The following is a 16,625-nucleotide window of genomic DNA, read 5'->3' on the forward strand; positions in this document are numbered from 1 at the left end:
CACGCGCGGCCGCGGCGACGGGCAACCGCCCGGCGATCGGGTGGGCGCGCCGGGGGAAGGCCACGCGCGGCCGCGGTCGGAAACCGTCCGGCGCTTGGGTGGGCGCGCCGGGGAAGGCCACGCGCGGCCGTGGTCGGAAACCGTCCGGCGCTTGGGTGGGCGCGCCGGGGAAGGCCACGCGCGGCCGCGGTAGCCGGAACCCGCCCGGCGCTCGGGCGGGCGTCGAGGAAGGTCACGCGCGGCCGCGGTGGCCGGAAAACCGCCCGGCGCTCAGGCCGGGGCGTCGAGGAACGCCAGCACCGCCGTGGCGAGCAGCGGCGAGCTGAAGATCGTGTAGTGGGTCAGGCCGGGCAGGATGGCCAGCGCGTGCCCGCCGCGCGGGCGCCCCTCGCCCGCCCAGCCGCCGTCCCGGGCGCCGCCGTCGAGCAGGGCGAACAGCTCCACGTAGTGCGACGGCGGTGCCATGTCGGCGTCGGCGGCGACCAGCATCGTGGGGACCCGCAGGGCGCGGACCTGGTCGGTGTGGTCGAAGTCCTCGGCCATGAACGCGCCGATCTTGTCCAGCAGGCGGGGGAAGTCCTCCGGGTGCGGGGCCACGCGCTGGTACAGCTCGTACATCGGCGTGTCCTTCATGAACTCGGCCGCGGCGCCGGTGAGCTGGGTCTGCTGCGCGCGCATCTCCGGGTACACCGCGTCGGTGCGGGCGTGGGCCGAGACCGCCACCAGCTTGCCGATCAGCTGCGGGTGGTCGGCAGCGGCGCGCAGGGCCACGCCGCCGCCCAGCGAGTAGCCGACCAGGTCCGGGTGGTCCAGGCCCAGGTGGGTGATCAGGGCGGCGATGTCGGCGGCCATGGACCCCAGGTCGAACGGGCGGTCGACGTCGGCGGTCCGGCCGTGGCCCTGCAGGTCCACCGCGATTACCCGGTGGCCCTGCGCCAGGGCCGGGAGCACGGGGCCGAACATCTCGCCGGAGCCGAGCCCGCCGTGCAGCAGGACGAGCGGGCGGCCCTCGCCGTGGGCCTCGTAGTAGAGGTTGATGCCGTTCACGTCGGCGTACTGGCCAGCAGTCATGTGCCCCACTGTAGGCACATACGGGGCGAATCAGGCGCGGGCGCGGCGGGCCAGGCGCTCGGCGTCGACGATGACGACGCTCTTGCCGTCCAGGCGCAGCCAGCCGCGGGAGACGAAGTCGGCCAGGGCCTTGTTCACCGTCTCCCGGGAGGCGCCGATGAGCTGGGCTAGCTCCTCCTGGGTCAGGTCGTGGTTGACCCGCAGGACGCCGCCGTCGCGGATGCCGAAGGGCCCGGCCAGCTGCAGCAGCTTCTTGGCCACCCGGCCCGGCACGTCGGTGAAGATCATGTCGGCCAGGGCGTCGTTGGTGCGGCGCAACCGCCGGGCGAGCACCCGCAGCAGCTGCTCGCTGATCTCGGGGCGGCGGGTCAGCCAGGGGCGCAGCGCCGGCTTGGTCAGCCGGGCCAGCCGGGACTCGACCACGGCCGTGGCGGTCGCGGTGCGCGGGCCCGGGTCGAAGAGGGCCAGCTCGCCGACCATGTCGGCGGGGCCCATGATGGCGATGAGGTTCTGCCGGCCCGCGCTCGAACCGCGTCCCAGCTTGATCTTTCCGGTGATGACGACGTAGAGGCTGTCGCCGGGCTCGCCCTCGGTGAAGAGGACCCCGCCGCGGTGCAGGTCGACGTAGTCGAGGCCGGCGGCGAGCTCCTCGGCGGCCTCGGGATCGATGCCCTGCATGATGCCGCTGCGGGCGAGCACCTCGTCCACGCCACCGTCCTCCAGTTGTCGAGGCATCGACGATACCGCGCGCGCCGCGCGACCGGACCGACACGGACGGGTACTGATCCCTGTCCGGGCGGGCCGTTCCGCTACCCTGCGTTTGCGCAACGGCCATGCGCCGCCCGGGGCGCGCCATTCGGGCCTTGACTGCCCGGACGGCAATTTGGGCGACACGGGGGCAAACCGCACCGTCGGTGATCAATCGGATCAGGGCAAACCGCATCGAAACCGGTCACCTCTGCGACGCTGCGACGAAACCTGCACGGTCTACCGTTCCGCACGGACCGTGACGGTCTAGGGTAGTCGCGTCGCGGGGGGCGAACGTTTTCGACGGGGAGGAAGTAGCGTGTTGCGACGATTGCTGCCCAGGCCGGACAGTGGCGAGGGGCTGGCGCGCTTCGGCCTGCGGCTGCTCGTCGTGGCGCTGTGCGCGGTGACGCTGCTGCAGGCGATGCGCCCGGCCGTGTACTCCACGCGCAAGGGCGTCGAGTCCATCAGCCCCCACAGTGAACAGCAGGCGTCGATGCGGCACATGGTGGAGCAGCTCGGCCGGGACATCCACGAGCAGATCCCGGCCGGCACCCGGGTCGCCGTCGTGGACGAGGACCCGAACTGGCGGCTCCGGCTGGCCGCCGCGGCGACCGACCAGGGCGTCGTCGTGGTTGGCGACACCATCGCGCCGGGCGCCATGACCGACCCGAGCGCCCAGCTGGAGATCTGGCGGGAGTCCGACCCCGCCGCACCGAACGGCGTCCGCCTCATGACCCGCAAGCCGGTGACCTCGTGATCACCTGTGTGCTCGGCGTCCTGCTGCTGGCCGCGGCCGGGCTGCCGCTCGGCTTCGCGCTGACCCGGTCCTGGCCGCTCGCGCTCGTGTTCTCCCCGCTCACCGGGGCGGCGGTGGCGGTCGCCGGCGTGCTGCTCATGACCTGGTGCACCGGGCCGCTGCTGCTGTGGGTGGCGGTGGCCTTCCTGTTCACCGTCTGGCTGGCCTGGCGCCTGCGGCGGCTCGCCCCGCTGGCCCACGGGCGATGGAGCGACGCGCTGCTGCTGTTCGTGCCGCTGATCCCGCCGTACCTCATGCTCGGCCAGGAACCGATGGGCTGGGACGCCCAGCTGATCTGGTGGATGCACGCCGGCTACTTCGCCCAGGGCGGCGAGTTCACCCGCCTCGCGACGGGCAACCTGTCGATCGGCTTCGGCCACCAGGACTACCCGCCGATGGGCTCCGCCGCCGTGGCGCTGGTCTGGAAGGCGCTCGGCACGCGCGAGTACTACCCGGCCGCGATCGTCACGGGCGTCGTGACGATGGCGGCCAGCGCCACGGTCGTCTACGCCGTGCGCGCGGTGACGGCCAAGGCGCCCGCGCTCGTGTCGTGGCCGGCGGCGATCGCGGTCGGCCTCTCGGCGTTCAGCCCGCTGTGGATCGTGCCGACGGCCGGCTTCAGCGACGTGATGTGCGCGACCGCGTTCGCCGCGGGCGCGGTGCTGCTGCTGTTCGGGTCCGACCCGTTCGGCCGGCGGACCCTGCCGCTGATCCTGTTCCTGCTGTGCTCGGCCGGCCTCATGAAGAACGAGGGCCAGAGCATGGTCATCGCGCTGGCGCTGGTGGGCTCGGTGAAGTACCGCCGAAACATCCGCCATGTCGGGTGGGTCTGGCTTCCGGTCGCGGTCTCGGGCATCTGGTCCGTCACCGCCCGGCTCCTGGGCGCCACGACCGACGTGCTCACCGGCGGCCGGTTCGGCAAGCTGCTGCACGGCGACCCGGACACGGTCGGGCGGTTCAAGCCGATCTTCTCCACCATGTACCACCGGGTCGACCAGATCCTGCTGTTCGCCCTGGCCGTCGTGGTGCTGGGGCTGCTGTTCCTGCGCCGGCGCCGGCGGGAGTTCGGGCTGGAGCACGACCTGTGGCTCTGGGCCGTCGTCGGGCTGTACTGGGGCGCGGTCACGCTCATCTATATGATCACGCCGAACGACCTCAAGTGGCACCTCGGCAGCTCCGTCGACCGGGTCGTGATCTGTGCCGTGGTGCTAGCCTGCGCCAGCGCCGCATGTTGGGCCGCGGTGGCCTGGTACCAGCCCGCCGCGGCCGAACCGCCGGCCGTCGACCCCTCGACGGCCGACACCCACGCTGCCTCCGGGAGTCAACGGTGAAACTGTCCATCCTCATGCCGGTCTACAACGAGGAAGCCCGCCTCGAGGAGGCCCTCAAGCAGGCGCTCAACGTGCAGTACCCCTGCGAGATCGAAATGGTCGTGGTCAACGACGGCAGCAAGGACCGCACCGCCGAGATCCTGGCGGCGGCCACCGACCCCCGGCTCCGCCCGATCCACCACCCGGTGAACCAGGGCAAGGGTGCGGCGATCAAGACCGCGGTGCAGAACGCCACCGGCAAGTACATGGTCATTCTGGACGCGGACCTCGAGTACGACCCCGAGGACATCCCGAAGCTGATGCGCCCGGTCCTCGACGGCGGCGTCGACGTGGTCTACGGCAACCGCACGTTCGGCAGCCACGCCTCGTTCTCGTTCTGGTACGTGATGGGCAACAAGGCTGTCACCACGTTCGCGAACATCATGTTCAACTGCTACATCAGCGACCTCGAGACCTGCTTCAAGCTGATGCCGGTGGAGCTGTACCGCTCGCTGAACATCAAGTCGAAGGGCTTCGGCATGGAGGCGGAGGCGACCGGCAAGCTGCTGCGCCGCGGCATCCGCCCGTACGAGGTGCCGATCACCTATCACGCCCGCACCCGCGAGGAGGGCAAGAAGATCACCTGGCGCGACGGCGTCGAGGCGCTGTGGATCATCACCCGCGAGCGCATCCGCAAGCCCCCGCGCGCCGAGGCCGCCTGACGTTCGCCGAGGAGGCCGCTCGCAGTTACCGGGCGGGCTCTTCGTTCGCGGCCAGGAACGGCTCCAGGGCGCCCACGATGTAGTCGCGGTCGTTGGTGTCCAGGGCCTCGCCGCTCCAGGTCTCGGCCAGCTCGATGGTCTCGCCGCTGTGCAGCGTGACCGAGAACTTGATCGGGAGCTTCTTGAGGATCGCGGCCGAGCGCACGTCCTCGTAGGGCACGAAGCGGTACCGCAAGGCCAGCTTCTCCAGCGGGGCCGAGCGCAGGACCATGATCAGCCGCTGCTTGCCCTTGTCGGTGGACTTCGGGCAGGGCACCAGGATCAGGCCGTTGTTGAGGATGAGCACGTCGTAGTACTGCTTGCCGGGCGCGGTCATGTTGGCGATGCCCCCGAGGAGGTCGGCGCCGTCCGCGCTGGCCTTGGCCGACTGCTGGCGGACCGCGGCGAAGTCGATGCCCAGCTCGGCCAGGCGGGCGCGGGCCTGCGGCACCGTCGCCGGGTCCAGGGACAGCGTGCCGATCTCGCCGACGCCCATGTCGGTGCCGTCGGTCCGCACGAACTTCGCGCCCGCGCTCCACGAGTGCTGCCAGCGGCCCAGGCCCTGGGTGCGGGCGGCGATGGCGATCGCGGCGGAGATGAGGCCGCTCAGTGCCAGGCGCTGGTCGTCGGGGTCGGCGTGCGGCTCGACCGCCCGGGCCAGCTCCGCGGTCCGGCCCTGCTCGGTGACCGCCAGCACCAGCCCGAGGTCGCCCTGCGGGGCGCCGCCGAGGCGGGCCGCGGCCCGGAAGAGGGCGTCGACGCCGCGCTGGGCGCCGGCCGCGATCCCGGCGTCGGTGAGCTCGTCCCAGGGCAGCAGCGTCTTGTCCCCGATGTTCAGGGCTTGCTGCTGCAGCTGCTGGGCGAGCCGGGACGGGTCGGCGAGCAGGACGGCGGCGGGCCGCTCGTCGGGGGCGACGCCGGAGTCCGCCATGGCCTCCATCGCCCGGATGCGGTCCGCGATCGGCGGGTGCGAGTCCCACCGCGACTTCTCGGCCGACGGGGCGCTGGAGCGCAGCTCGGCGAGCTCGCCGGAGCGGCCCTGCAGCAGCTGGCCGAAGCCGCCGAAGACGTCGCGGGGCGCGAGCTTGGCCTCCCAGCCGATGGTGACGTAACGGTTGACGAAGAAGTTCCAGGCGGCGTCGACGACGGGCAGGTCGCGCATCGAGGACACCGCGGCGGCCTTCCCGGCGACCCGCACCGAGAACTCGTCGGCCTCGTACTCCATGCGCCGGCTGACCGCCTGCTCGACCAGCACGTAGAGGCGGGCGTAACCGCGGAAGATGTACCCCACGAACGACGACGACCCGATCTGCACGATGGTCTGCACGATCGCCATCCGCCCGCGGTGGGCCAGCGCGCCGAGCTTGGTGTGGCTGCCGGAGTAGTGCCCCAGCTCGTGGGCGAGCACGGAGCGCAGCTGGCCGACGTTGAACGCCTGCAGCAGCGGCATCCCGACGTACATGATGCGCCGCCCGCCGACCAGGCCGAGCAGCCGCGTGTGCTCCATGACGGCGGCGTTGACGTCCGGGATGAGCCGGATCTCGTCGGGGGCGCGGGTGCCGACCTGGTGCGCGAGGTCGTGGGCGGTGTCCCACAGCCCGCGGGCCTCCTGCGGGGTGAGCGGCAGCCCCTCGGGCTCGCCCGGCTTCGCGCGCAGGATGCGCCAGAAGGCGACCAGCAGGCCGCCGGCGACGGCGAGGGTGACGTACGCGAACTTGCTGGCGATGACGCCCGTGTGCACGCTGTACAGCCACACCGTGATGGCCCCGAGGGCCCCGATGATGACGATGGCGAGCAGGTAGAACCCGGCGAGCAGCGCGACGGAGATGGCCGCGCGGACCGTCGTCTTCATGGCTGTGCTTCCCCCGTTGGTGTGCGTGAAGAGGACAGTATGCGCACCCTTGAGCGAGTTGTCAGCACCGATACGCTGCCGCGGTAGTCTCGACCGGTGATCACGGAGACCGGGGTGGAGCTCGCCGGCGGGCGGCTGTTGCACGTGTACGACACCGGCGGGGACGGACCGGTCGTGTACTGGCACCACGGCACGCCCAACATCGGCGAACCGCCCGTGCCGCTGTTCGAGGCGGCGGACCGGCTCGGCATCCGGTGGATCGCGCACTCGCGGCCCGGCTACGGCGCCTCGACCCCCGCGCCGGGCCGCAGCATCGCCTCCGTCGCCGGGGACGTCGCGGCCGTGGCCGACGCGCTCGGGGTGGAGCGGTTCACGGTCATGGGGCACTCCGGCGGCGGGCCGCACGCGCTGGCCTGCGCCGCACTGCTGCCCGACCGCGTCGGGGCGGTGGTGAGCATCTCTGCGCTGGCGCCCTACGAGCCCTCGACGGCGTCCGGCTTCGACTGGTACGCCGGGATGGCCGACGGCTCGGCGTCCTCCCTCGGCTCGGCGCGCGAGGGCCGGGCGGCCAAGGAGCGGCAGCTGGCGGGCGCGACCGGTGAGGAGGACATCGGGTTCCTGCCGGCCGACTGGGAGGCGCTGCAGACCGACTGGGACTGGTTCGACCGGATCGTGCCGGCGGCGCTGGTGATGGGCCCGGCCGGCCTCATCGACGACGAGCTGGCCCAGGCCGGCGACTGGGGCTTCGACCCGGCCGTCATCAACCGGCCCGCGCTGCTGCTGCACGGCTCCGGCGACCGCATGATTCCCAGCGCCCACGGCGAGTGGCTGGCCGGCCGGCTGCCCGCGGCCGAGCTGCGGATCGTCCCCGGCGCGGGCCACATCACCATCATGCGCCACGCCGCCGAGGCCCTGGAGTGGCTCGCCGCCCACTCGTGAGGCCCGGTCATGCCGAGCGCGCGGCGAGCCAATCGCCGAACTTCGAGGCGTCGATGCGCTCGTCGTGGACCCCCGCCGCGGCGTCCGAGGCCAGCCAGACGATGGGCGGGCCCATCACGGCCGGGTCCAGGAACGTGCGGCCGGTCGCGAGCGCGTCGGGCGGCAGCATCCCGGTCACCGTCGGGCCGCCGGGCAGCAGCAGGTTGACCGTCACGCCCGAGTCGCGCAGCTCCGCGGCCATGATGCGGGCATGCCCAGGCCCGCGTTGTTGACGAGCATGTCCAGGCCGCCCAGCCGGGTCCAGGCCGCGTCGACCGCGCGGGCCACGGATCGTTCGTCGCGCACGTCGAGCTCGAGGCCGACGGCGCCGGGCAGCCGGGCGGCGGCCGCGCCCGCCCGCTCGCCGTCGCGGCCGATGAGGGCGACCCGGGCGCCGGCGGCGGCCAGGGCGGTGGCCATGGCCAGGCCGAGGCCGCCGGTCGCGCCGGTGATCAGCACCCGTGAGACGGTCATGCGGCCGACGCTAGGGATTCGAGCGCGCTCGAAGTCAAGCGGGATGCGGGAAGTGGGTCGAAGCCGGGCATTCACCTATGTAAGCATGTAAATGGGTCTTTCCGTCGGGAAAGAGTTGACAGAACTTGCGGCTGCGCGTACCCATTACGGACATCACCATGCTTCAACATGATCGACCATGCACGGACGCTCTTCGGTAACCAACGAACACACTTCAACAGTTGGTGACACCCCAAATCTGGAGGACGGATGCGCTTCAACGGGCGCACGACCGTGGCCGCGGCGGGCATCGCGCTCGCGCTGCTGGCCGGCGGCTGTGGCAGCGATGAAGGGGACGGCAGTGGCGGTGGTGGCGGCTCCAAGAAGGTGGAGGTCTTCACCTGGTGGGCCGACGGCGGCGAGAAGGCCGGCCTCGACGGGCTGGTGACCCAGTTCAAGACGGACTGCTCGCAGTACGAGTTCGTCAACGGCGCGGTGGCCGGTGGCGCCGGCTCCAACGCCAAGCAGGTGCTCGCCTCGCGCCTGCAGCAGAGCGACCCGCCGGACACGTTCCAGGCGCACGCGGGCGCGGAGCTCACCGACTACATCAAGGCCGGGCAGATCGAGGACCTCTCCGCGCAGTACAAGGAGTGGGGCCTGGACTCGGCGTTCCCCAAGGGCCTCGTGGACAGCCTGACGGTCAACGGCAAGATCTACTCGGTGCCGGCGAACATCCACCGCGCCAACGTGCTGTGGGCCAACAAGAAGGTCCTCGCCGACGCCGGCATCACGTCGGTGGCCACCTCGCTGCCGCAGTTCTTCACCCAGCTCGACGCCGTCAAGGCCAAGGGTGTCACCCCGCTGGCGCTGGGCAAGGACTGGACGCAGGAGATGCTCTTCGAGGCGGTACTCATCTCCGACCTCGGCAACGACAAGTTCATCGGCCTGTGGAACGGCAAGACCGACTGGGCCGGCGCGGACGTCACGACCGCCATCAACGACTACAAGAAGCTGCTCGGCTACACCAACAAGGACCGCGACAGCCTCGACTGGACCGACGCCGAGAAGCAGGTCATGGACGGCAAGGCGGCGTTCCAGCTGATGGGTGACTGGGAAGCCGCGGACCTGGACGCCAAGGGCTTCAAGGACTACTCCTACACGGTCTTCCCGGGCAACGGCAACGCCTACCAGTGGCTGGCCGACTCGTTCGTGCTGCCGAAGGGCGCGAAGGACCCCGAGGGCACCAAGTGCTGGCTCAAGACCCTGAGCTCGGCCGCCGGCCAGAAGGCGTTCAACACCAAGAAGGGCTCGATCCCGGCCCGCACCGACGCGGTGGCCACCGACTACCCGGCCTACCAGCAGGCCGCGATCGCGGACTGGGCCAAGGACGTCGCGGTGCCGTCGTGCCCGCACGGCTCGGCCTGCTCGCAGGCGTGGCAGGGCGCGGTGAACTCGGCGCAGGGCAAGTTCTCCACCGACGGCGACGTCGCCGGCCTGCAGAAGGCCCTCGCGGCCGCCGCGAAGCAGTACGCGGGCAAGTAGCCGCAACATCGAAGCGGCGGGGCGGAGGCGAAAGGTCTCCGCTCCGCCGCCCCAACGTGTGAGGACATCCCGGTGACGACACCCCGCCGCTCGCCCGGCAAGCGCTCCGCGGCGCTGCGCCGCTGGCTGCCCGGTCTGCTCCTGCTCTCCCCGTCGATCATCCTGCTGGCCGTGTTCGTCTACGGCCTCATCGGCTGGACCATCAAGCTCTCGCTCAGCGACGAGCACGACGCCCTCGGCAACCAGGGCTTCGCCGGCCTGAAGAACTTCACGCAGCTGTTCACCGACGACATCAACGACCGGTTCGTGCACTCGCTGAAGAACCTCGGCATCTTCACCCTCGTCTTCATGGTCGGCGCGCTGGTGATGGGCCTGTTCTGGGCCCTGCTGCTGGAGCGCGGGGTGCGCGGCGAGGGCGTCTTCCGGGCCGTCTACCTCTTCCCGATGGCCGTGTCGTTCGTCGCCTCCGGCGTGGTCTGGCGCTGGCTGATGAACTCCGCCGACGGGGCGAACGCCGGCGGGCTCAACCGCATCTTCGAGGACCTGCACCTGGGATTCCTGGAGAATCCATGGTGGACGGACCCGGACTGGGGCATGGCCGCGATGGCGCTGCCGGCGATCTGGCAGCTGTCGGGGTACGTCATGGCGCTGTTCCTGTCCGGCTTCCGCGGCATCCCGGCGGAGCTGCGCGAGGCGGCCGCGATGGACGGGGCCAGCGGCTGGAAGCTCTACCGGCACGTGCTCTTCCCGCAGCTCACCCCCACGGCGCTGTCCGCGCTGATCATCCTCGGCCACATGTCGATGAAGATGTTCGACCTCATCATGAGCGTCTCCGGCGCCCAGTGGCTCACGGAGGTACCGGCCGTCTACGTCTGGCAGACCCTGCTCACCAGCGACTTCGCGAAGGCGGCGGCGATCTCGATCATCCTGTTGCTGCTCGTGGCCATCGTGATCGTGCCGTACCTCATCTACAACAACCGCGTGGAGCGCCGCTCATGACCGCCACCACCGAAGCCGCACCCGCCCTCACCCCGGCCCGGCCCGCGCGGAAGGCGAACGGCGGGATCAACCGGCGCTCGCCGGCCGGGCAGGCGGTGCGGTACATCCTGTTGCTGGCCTTCCTGATCGTCGTGCTCATGCCGGCGTACGTGCTGATCGTGACCAGCCTCAAGTCCGGCCGCGAGATCGGCGTCAACGGTCAGTGGAACCTGCCGGAGCACTGGACCTTCGCGTCGTGGGACAAGGCGTGGACCGCGCTGCGCCCGTCCTTCGTGCGCACCTTCGAGCTGGCCATCCCGGTCGCGGTCATCTCCTCGATCCTCGGCTCGGCCAACGGGTTCGTGCTGTCGCGGTGGCGCTTCCCCGGCGCCGACGTGGTGTTCACGGTGATCCTGTTCGGCATGTTCATCCCGTACCAGGCGGTGATGATCCCGCTGCGGCAGATCGTGCACGAGATCAACCTGGCCCCGGGCATCCCGACCCTGGTGTTCGTGCACTGCGTCTACGGCATCCCGATCTGCACGCTGATCTTCCGCAACTACTACGCGACCACGGTCCCGGTCGAGCTGATCGAGGCCAGCCGGGTCGACGGCGCGGGGATGCTGCGCACGTACGCGTCGGTCATCCTGCCGCTGTCCGCGCCCGGCTTCGTGGTCACCGTCATCTGGCAGTTCACGTCGGCCTGGAACGACTACCTGTTCGCGATCTTCATGTCCAACACGAGGAACGGCCCGATCACGATCGCGCTCAACGCCCTCGCCGGCGCGCAGTCCCCGGACTACGCCGCGTCGATGGCCGGCGCGCTCATCGCCTCGCTGCCCACCCTGGTCGTGTACATCGTGCTCGGCCGCTGGTTCATCGGTGGGCTGATGGCAGGTTCTGTCAAAAACTGAGGTTACCGCGATACATTCATAGCTCCCTATCGATGTTCCGCCAGACATTCGAAGGAGAGCGCCATGAAACGGTTCGTTGCCCCGCTCGCCGCCGTGGTCCTCGGGCTCGGCGTCGTGCTGGGCGTCCCGGGCACGGCGGCGGCCGCGGTCTCACCGTCCGCGGCCGCCAGCGTCGCCGTGCTCATGCAGTCCTACGACCCGAACACGGGCCGGATTGGGTCCGACTGGTGGACCAGCGCCGTGTCGCTGAGCACCGTGATGACCTACCGACAGGCCAGCGGCGACGGGCAGTACGACTACGCGATCACGCAGGCGTTCGCGAAGAACCCGTCGTTCACCAACATGTACATCGACGACACCGGCTGGTGGACGCTGGTGTGGCTGCAGGCGTACGACATCACCGGCAACCGCAGCTACCTGTCCATGGCCGAGACCACGACCCGGTACATGCACGACTACTGGGACACGGCCTGCGGCGGCGGCGTGTACTGGAGCACAGCCAAGGCCTACAAGGCCTCCATCGCCAACGAGCTGTTCCTGGCCGCGACCGCCGGGCTGCACAACCGGATCGCGGGCGACACGACGTACCTCGGCTGGGCCAACGCCGAGTGGAACTGGTTTCGCACCAGCGGGCTCATCAGCGGCAACCTCGTCCGCGACGGGCTCAACGCGTCCGGGTGCACGTTCAACACCGCCAACTGGACGTACAACCAGGGCGTGATCCTGCAGGGCCTGTCGGAGCTGCGCAAGGCCACCGGCGACACGAGCCTGCTCACCACGGCCCGCTCGATCGCCACCGCGGCCGTGGCCCGGTTCAACCGGGGCGGCGTGCTCTACGAGGGCTGCGAGCCCAACTGCTCCGGCGACGGGCAGGCGTTCAAGGGCGTGTTCATCCGCTACCTGCGGGCCCTTGCCACCGCGGCGGGCACCACGGAGTACGACACCTTCATCACCACGACCGCGAACTCCATCCTGGCCAACGACACCAACGCCGCCGGGCAGCAGGGCAACTCCTTCGTCGGGCCGTTCGCGCTGTGGTCGCCGACCACCCAGGCGGCGGCCGCGGCGGCGCTGGTCGCGGCCGGCACCAGCGTCACCCCGCCCGCCACCGGCGTCCTGCGCGGCCGCGAGTCGGGCCGCTGCGTCGACGTGCCCGGCGCCACGCAGACCAACAGCACGCAGGTGCAGCTGTGGGACTGCAACGGCACCGGCGCCCAGTCGTGGACCCTCACCTCGGCGCGGGCGCTGAAGGTGTTCGGCACCAAGTGCCTCGACGTGCGCTCCTCCGGCACCGCCGACGGCACCCCCGTGCAGATCTACGACTGCAACGGCACCGGCGCCCAGCAGTGGACACTGGGCGCCGACGGCAGGGTCGTCAACGTCAACTCCGGCAAGTGCCTCGACGCGCCCGGCCACGCCACGGCCGGCGGCACGCTGCTGCAGATCTGGACGTGCAACGGCGGCGCCAACCAGCAGTGGTCGCGGACCTAAGCGAGGAACGACCGGAGGATGGGCAGGACCGCTCCCGCCTGCATCGCCCCCATGTGATCGAGCCCGTCGAGGACCCGGACCTGCCAGCCGAGCGCCTCGAGGTCGGCCCGCCCGTCGATCAGCGGGCGGGCCATGCTCACGTGGACGCCGCCCCACCGCTCCTCGTAGTCGATCTCGTCGGCCGACCCGGCGAAGACCAGCCGCGGGCAGCGCAGCCGTGACAGGGCGGCCCGCTCGTCGAAGCCCTGGAGGGCCTCGTACAGCGTGACGAACTGCCGGGTCTGGCCCTCCGACAGCGTCAGCTCGGCGGTGGACCAGTCCGCCTCGCCCGGCGATGGCGGCGGCGACGGCGTGCGCCCGGGGTCGACGGCCATCGCATGGGTCGCGGTGGTCACCTGCAGCAGCTCGGCCTGCGGGCCGCCCAGCGGCGGGTAGCCGCCCATCGCCAGGGCCGCGACCCGCTCGGTCCGCAGGGCGAGGTGCAGCCCGGCCAGGGCCAGCCAGGAGTACCCGTAGTAGGCGAACCGGTCCACCCCGGCGGCGTCGGCCACGGCGATGACGTCGGCGGCGATGTTCGCGGGCGTGAGGGTGTCCGGCTTCGGTACGGCGAGCACGTGCCCCTCGTAGTCGAACGCCACGACGGTGAAGGTGTCGGCCAGCCCGTCGATGAGGGTGCGGCCGAGCGCCGGGTCCGCGCCCCACCGGCGCAGCTCCTCGGCCCCCGCCCCCTCGATCGGGACGGGGTTGACGGGCAGCAGCACGGCGGGCCCGGCGCCGTGCACCTCCACGTCGATCGTGCTGCCGTCGTGCAGTCGTGCCTGTTCCGCGAAAGCCATGACCTTTACCGTATCGTTGAACCTGCGTGTGAAGGTCCGACCCGCGCGGCACCGGAGGAGCGAGCCTGAAGTCTCAAACGGCGGTACACCGCCCGGTCGACCTCGCGCGCGAGCACGGCATCTCGCCGCAGACCGTGCGCAACTACGAGCGCGACGGCGTCATCCCGCCCGCCGAGCGCACCGTCAGCGGCTACCGCAGGTACACGGCGGTTCACGCGGCCGCGCTGCGGGCCTACCTGGCGCTGGTGCCCGCCCACGGCTACGCGACCGCCGGCGACGTCATGCGGGCCGTCGCCGCCGGCGAGCCGGACGCCGCGCTGCGCGCCATCGACGCCAGCCACGCCCAGCTGCTGCGCGACCGCGAGACCCTGGACGGCGTGGAGGCCGCCGCCCACCTGCTGGCCGGGTCGCCGCCGTCCCAGCCGGCGTCCGGCCCGCAGCTGCCGATCGGCGCGCTGGCCCACCGGCTCGGCGTGCGCCCGGCGACGCTGCGCAAATGGGAGCGGGCCGGCATCCTGCGCCCGGTCCGCGACCGGGCCACCCGGCAGCGGGTCTACCGGGCCGAGGACGTGCGCGACGCCGAGCTGGCCCACCTGCTGCGCCGGGGCGGCTACCTGCTGCGCCACATCGCCGCCGTGGTCGAGCAGGTCCGCACGGCCGGCGGCACCGAGCACCTGGCCGACCTGCTGCACACCTGGCGGGCCCGCCACGCCGCGAGGGCCCGCGCGATGCTCACCGCGGCCGCGCGCCTCGACGAGTACCTCCGCGTCCTCGACCCGGGTGAGGCACCGGCCGGCGGGTGACAGCGACGGTATGCGCCGTCCTGCGGGGCCGGAAGGGAGCGTCGTGGCTTGGGCCGCATCCGCGGCATGCGCTACGCCGGGCGTCCGGCCAGGTCGTCGGCCAGCGCGGCGGTCACGACCAGGGACTCGATCCGGCGCAGGCCGTCCTCCAGCATCGCCGGGGACACGGCCGTGGTGTCGACCCGCCACGTCAGCTCGATGCCCTCCCCGGCCGCGTCGACGTGCAGGAACGAGGTGGCGTCGAACTCGTCGGAGCGGGGGCCCCAGCGCAGCCGCGAGGCCGGCAGCGCGGCGCTGATCTCGCCCGGGGACGGCGGCGGCCCGCCGGCGCCGTCCTGGGCGGCCGAGCGGCGGCGGTCGTTGAAGTAGCAGAGGGTGTCCAGCTCCTCGCCGCGCTCCCGGCCGACCCGTTCGACAAGCGCCCACAGGTCCTTCGGGTGGTAGTAGGCGTGCATGCCGGCGGCCAGCTGGGCGCTCCAGGCGCGGGCGACGACCTCGTCGAAGGGGGCGGCGGACTCGCTGAGGTCGGCCGGCGACGTGTTGATGACGGCCAGGCCGGCCTGGGCCAGGTTGCTCACCGAGGCGGCGAAGCCGGGGCGGAAGCGGTTGCTGACCACGATCCGGAACGCGCCGACGGGCTGGCCGGACAGGCCCGCCAGCATCACCGCGTAGGCGGCGAGCAGCACCGTGCCGGAGTGGACCTTCGTGCGCCCGGCGACGGCGGCCAGGGCCAGGGCGGTCGCCGGGGTGGTCAGGGTCGCCTCCTGCCAGCGCTCGCCGGCCGGCTCCAGGCGGTCGGGGAAGCGGCGGGGGGCGATGGCGCGCAGGTGCCGCTCCCAGTACCGCAGCGACGCCTCGTGCGCCCGCCGGGCCGGCCGCCCCCGCTGGGCGCGGGCGAGGTCCAGGGGCTGGATGCCATCCACCGGGGCGAGCGCGGCGCCGGTGTCCGGGTCGAGGTTGGCCAGGTCGGCGACGAGGGCCTCGAAGCCGTACCCGTCGATGACCATGTGGCAGTAGAGCGCGACGAGGTGCAGGGCCCGCTCGCCGTCGGCGACGACCGCCATCCGCACCGGCCAGTCGGCCATCGGGTCCCACGGGGCCTTCTCGTAGCGCTCCCGGATCTCCTCGGGCGAGTCGCCGGCGGCGTAGACCTCGAGCGTGACCTCGCCGGCCGGGGCGAGGCACTGCCGCGGCGGGCCGTCGCCGTCCGGGACCAGCCGGGTGCGCAGCGACTGGTGCCGGCCCATGATGAAGCCCAGCATTGTCGCGATGTACCCCACGGTGGTCCCCTCGGCGAGCGCCATCGTGCCGCCCGCCCATTCCGTGGCCTCGACGACCTGCATTGAGCGCCAGGCCGCGAACTGTCCCCAGGTCAGCTCCTCGGTGCCCTCTCCCTCGCCCTTGAATGGCACCGTGATGCGATCGATCAGCGACATGCGTGGTCCTTTTCGCAGTGCGGGGGAGGGTGTGCGCCGGCGGCGTTCGGACGAGCCGCCGGCGCATCATCGAGGTGACCTCTGCTCACTCAGAGCGTGCGCACGGACTTCATAGCGGCCTCCTTCCCGGGTACGGGTGGGTCGTCATGCGAACACTATCGATGTCCGGGCCCGGCGCAATACTCAAGTCATTCGAAAGAGGTCAATTGATGGGAATGTCCGAAGTATTTATGGTGACCCATTGGTAGTGAAGGGTCTGGGTTAGGGTCCGAACGAGGGGGCGGGCCGGTTGAGAATGCCCGCCCCGCCGGTTCGCGAGACATTTCGTACTGGTCCGTTTTGCCGCGAGTCGCCGCGCCTTAGCGCTTCCCGGGGTCGTTACGGGTAGCTGACGACCGTGTGCGGCGTGACCTTGCTCGGCAGGGCGGCGTCGCCGGTGTCGTTGATGACGTGGGTGATCGAGCCCTTGCCCAGCGACACGGTCAGGATGTCGTGGAACATGACGCCGGCGCTGGTGGGCGCCTCGTAGGAGTGGTAGGCGGCGATGGACGGGTCGGTGGTGAAGACGCAGTAGCTGCCCATGCCCCAGGCTTCGTGCGAGGTGACGGTGTTGGCCACCTTGTACGCGGCGTAGCCGGTGATCCCGTCGTGGGA

Annotated in this window: 16 protein-coding genes and 1 pseudogene; 9 read left to right on the forward strand and 8 right to left on the reverse strand. The window is 71.5% G+C overall.

From position 1 onward, the window contains the following. Positions 1-270: 270 nt before the first annotated feature. Both ABD352_RS32750 and ABD352_RS32755 read right to left on the reverse strand, forming a co-directional pair. Positions 271-1,071 carry an alpha/beta fold hydrolase gene (locus ABD352_RS32750; protein ID WP_344616394.1) on the reverse strand — a complete coding sequence of 267 codons (801 nt, stop codon included), beginning with the start codon at positions 1,069-1,071 and terminating at the stop codon, positions 271-273. Between the two features lie 30 nt (positions 1,072-1,101). Continuing rightward, complete coding sequence (locus ABD352_RS32755; RefSeq protein ID WP_344616406.1) at positions 1,102-1,779, reverse strand: Crp/Fnr family transcriptional regulator; 678 nt, start codon at positions 1,777-1,779, stop codon at positions 1,102-1,104. 358 nt (positions 1,780-2,137) lie between these two features. Between ABD352_RS32755 and ABD352_RS32760 the strand changes: the two genes are divergently transcribed. Genes ABD352_RS32760 through ABD352_RS32770 form a run of 3 tightly spaced genes read left to right on the forward strand, consistent with a single transcriptional unit; the run spans position 2,138 to position 4,649 of the window. Further along, a complete protein-coding gene (locus tag ABD352_RS32760; protein WP_344616395.1) occupies positions 2,138-2,578 on the forward strand; it encodes a hypothetical protein in 441 nt (146 codons plus the stop codon). Further along, complete coding sequence (locus ABD352_RS32765) at positions 2,575-3,948, forward strand: hypothetical protein (RefSeq protein ID WP_344616396.1); 1,374 nt, start codon at positions 2,575-2,577, stop codon at positions 3,946-3,948. The genes ABD352_RS32760 and ABD352_RS32765 overlap by 4 nt, the downstream gene beginning before the upstream one ends. Beyond that, positions 3,945-4,649 (forward strand): glycosyltransferase family 2 protein, encoded by a 705-nt coding sequence (locus ABD352_RS32770; RefSeq protein WP_344616397.1) that lies wholly within the window; start codon positions 3,945-3,947, stop codon positions 4,647-4,649. The genes ABD352_RS32765 and ABD352_RS32770 overlap by 4 nt, the downstream gene beginning before the upstream one ends. A 25-nt stretch (positions 4,650-4,674) precedes the next feature. Here ABD352_RS32770 and ABD352_RS32775 read toward each other — a convergent pair whose 3' ends face one another. Next, on the reverse strand, positions 4,675-6,540 hold the full coding sequence (locus ABD352_RS32775; protein WP_344616398.1) for a M48 family metallopeptidase: 1,866 nt from the start codon (positions 6,538-6,540) through the stop codon (positions 4,675-4,677). A 96-nt stretch (positions 6,541-6,636) separates the two neighbouring features. Here ABD352_RS32775 and ABD352_RS32780 point away from each other — a divergent pair, with 96 nt between their 5' ends. Beyond that, a complete protein-coding gene (locus ABD352_RS32780; RefSeq protein WP_344616399.1) occupies positions 6,637-7,479 on the forward strand; it encodes an alpha/beta fold hydrolase in 843 nt (280 codons plus the stop codon). Between the two features lie 7 nt (positions 7,480-7,486). Here the strand turns inward: ABD352_RS32780 and ABD352_RS32785 are convergent, their stop codons facing one another. Together ABD352_RS32785 and ABD352_RS32790 are read right to left on the reverse strand one after the other, a co-directional pair. Beyond that, entirely contained in the window at positions 7,487-7,720 is a 234-nt protein-coding gene (locus ABD352_RS32785) for a Rossmann-fold NAD(P)-binding domain-containing protein (protein WP_344616400.1), read from the reverse strand. Continuing rightward, positions 7,690-7,992 carry an SDR family NAD(P)-dependent oxidoreductase gene (locus ABD352_RS32790; protein ID WP_344616401.1) on the reverse strand — a complete coding sequence of 101 codons (303 nt, stop codon included), beginning with the start codon at positions 7,990-7,992 and terminating at the stop codon, positions 7,690-7,692. Before ABD352_RS32790 ends, ABD352_RS32785 begins: the two co-directional genes overlap by 31 nt. Before the next feature lie 249 nt (positions 7,993-8,241). On the opposite strand from ABD352_RS32790, the gene ABD352_RS32795 reads away from it, so the two are divergent. The 4 genes from ABD352_RS32795 to ABD352_RS32810 all read left to right on the forward strand — a co-directional run bounded on the left by ABD352_RS32795 (position 8,242) and on the right by ABD352_RS32810 (position 12,896). Beyond that, complete coding sequence (locus tag ABD352_RS32795) at positions 8,242-9,513, forward strand: ABC transporter substrate-binding protein (RefSeq protein WP_344616402.1); 1,272 nt, start codon at positions 8,242-8,244, stop codon at positions 9,511-9,513. Between the two features lie 171 nt (positions 9,514-9,684). Further along, positions 9,685-10,512: a carbohydrate ABC transporter permease gene (locus ABD352_RS32800; RefSeq protein WP_344616407.1), complete on the forward strand. Its 828-nt coding sequence runs from the start codon at positions 9,685-9,687 to the stop codon at positions 10,510-10,512. After that, positions 10,509-11,405, forward strand: coding sequence for a carbohydrate ABC transporter permease (locus tag ABD352_RS32805; RefSeq protein WP_425553725.1), 897 nt, complete (start codon positions 10,509-10,511; stop codon positions 11,403-11,405). The genes ABD352_RS32800 and ABD352_RS32805 overlap by 4 nt, the downstream gene beginning before the upstream one ends. Positions 11,406-11,468: 63 nt before the next feature. After that, complete coding sequence (locus tag ABD352_RS32810; RefSeq protein WP_344616403.1) at positions 11,469-12,896, forward strand: glycoside hydrolase family 76 protein; 1,428 nt, start codon at positions 11,469-11,471, stop codon at positions 12,894-12,896. Here ABD352_RS32810 and ABD352_RS32815 read toward each other — a convergent pair. Next, positions 12,893-13,732, reverse strand: a complete 840-nt coding sequence (locus ABD352_RS32815) for an alpha/beta fold hydrolase (RefSeq protein WP_344616404.1) — start codon at positions 13,730-13,732, stop codon at positions 12,893-12,895. The genes ABD352_RS32810 and ABD352_RS32815 overlap by 4 nt on opposite strands. Before the next feature lie 65 nt (positions 13,733-13,797). Between ABD352_RS32815 and ABD352_RS32820 the strand changes: the two genes are divergently transcribed. Continuing rightward, positions 13,798-14,535 carry a MerR family transcriptional regulator gene (locus tag ABD352_RS32820; protein WP_344616409.1) on the forward strand — a complete coding sequence of 246 codons (738 nt, stop codon included), beginning with the start codon at positions 13,798-13,800 and terminating at the stop codon, positions 14,533-14,535. Between the two features lie 71 nt (positions 14,536-14,606). Here ABD352_RS32820 and ABD352_RS32825 read toward each other — a convergent pair whose 3' ends face one another. Further along, positions 14,607-15,971, reverse strand: a complete 1,365-nt coding sequence (locus tag ABD352_RS32825) for a condensation domain-containing protein (protein WP_344616405.1) — start codon at positions 15,969-15,971, stop codon at positions 14,607-14,609. A gap of 378 nt (positions 15,972-16,349) precedes the next feature. Then, positions 16,350-16,625 (reverse strand): annotated as a pseudogene (locus ABD352_RS32830) (discoidin domain-containing protein); the annotation flags it as partial.

The sequence above is a fragment of the Dactylosporangium salmoneum genome, from assembly GCF_039532525.1.
Lineage (GTDB): Bacteria > Actinomycetota > Actinomycetes > Mycobacteriales > Micromonosporaceae > Dactylosporangium > Dactylosporangium salmoneum.

What these genes read in the sequence shown, in the direction of transcription:
- ABD352_RS32750 (WP_344616394.1), bottom strand. Translation starts at nt 1,071, where the DNA reads ATGACTGCTGGCCAGTACGCCGACGTGAACGGCATCAACCTCTACTAC.
- ABD352_RS32775 (WP_344616398.1), bottom strand. Translation starts at nt 6,540, where the DNA reads ATGAAGACGACGGTCCGCGCGGCCATCTCCGTCGCGCTGCTCGCCGGG.
- ABD352_RS32785 (WP_344616400.1), bottom strand. Translation starts at nt 7,720, where the DNA reads ATGGCCGCGGAGCTGCGCGACTCGGGCGTGACGGTCAACCTGCTGCTG.
- ABD352_RS32790 (WP_344616401.1), bottom strand. Translation starts at nt 7,992, where the DNA reads ATGACCGTCTCACGGGTGCTGATCACCGGCGCGACCGGCGGCCTCGGC.
- ABD352_RS32795 (WP_344616402.1), top strand. Translation starts at nt 8,242, where the DNA reads ATGCGCTTCAACGGGCGCACGACCGTGGCCGCGGCGGGCATCGCGCTC.
- ABD352_RS32805 (WP_425553725.1), top strand. Translation starts at nt 10,509, where the DNA reads ATGACCGCCACCACCGAAGCCGCACCCGCCCTCACCCCGGCCCGGCCC.
- ABD352_RS32810 (WP_344616403.1), top strand. Translation starts at nt 11,469, where the DNA reads ATGAAACGGTTCGTTGCCCCGCTCGCCGCCGTGGTCCTCGGGCTCGGC.
- ABD352_RS32815 (WP_344616404.1), bottom strand. Translation starts at nt 13,732, where the DNA reads ATGGCTTTCGCGGAACAGGCACGACTGCACGACGGCAGCACGATCGAC.
- ABD352_RS32825 (WP_344616405.1), bottom strand. Translation starts at nt 15,971, where the DNA reads ATGTCGCTGATCGATCGCATCACGGTGCCATTCAAGGGCGAGGGAGAG.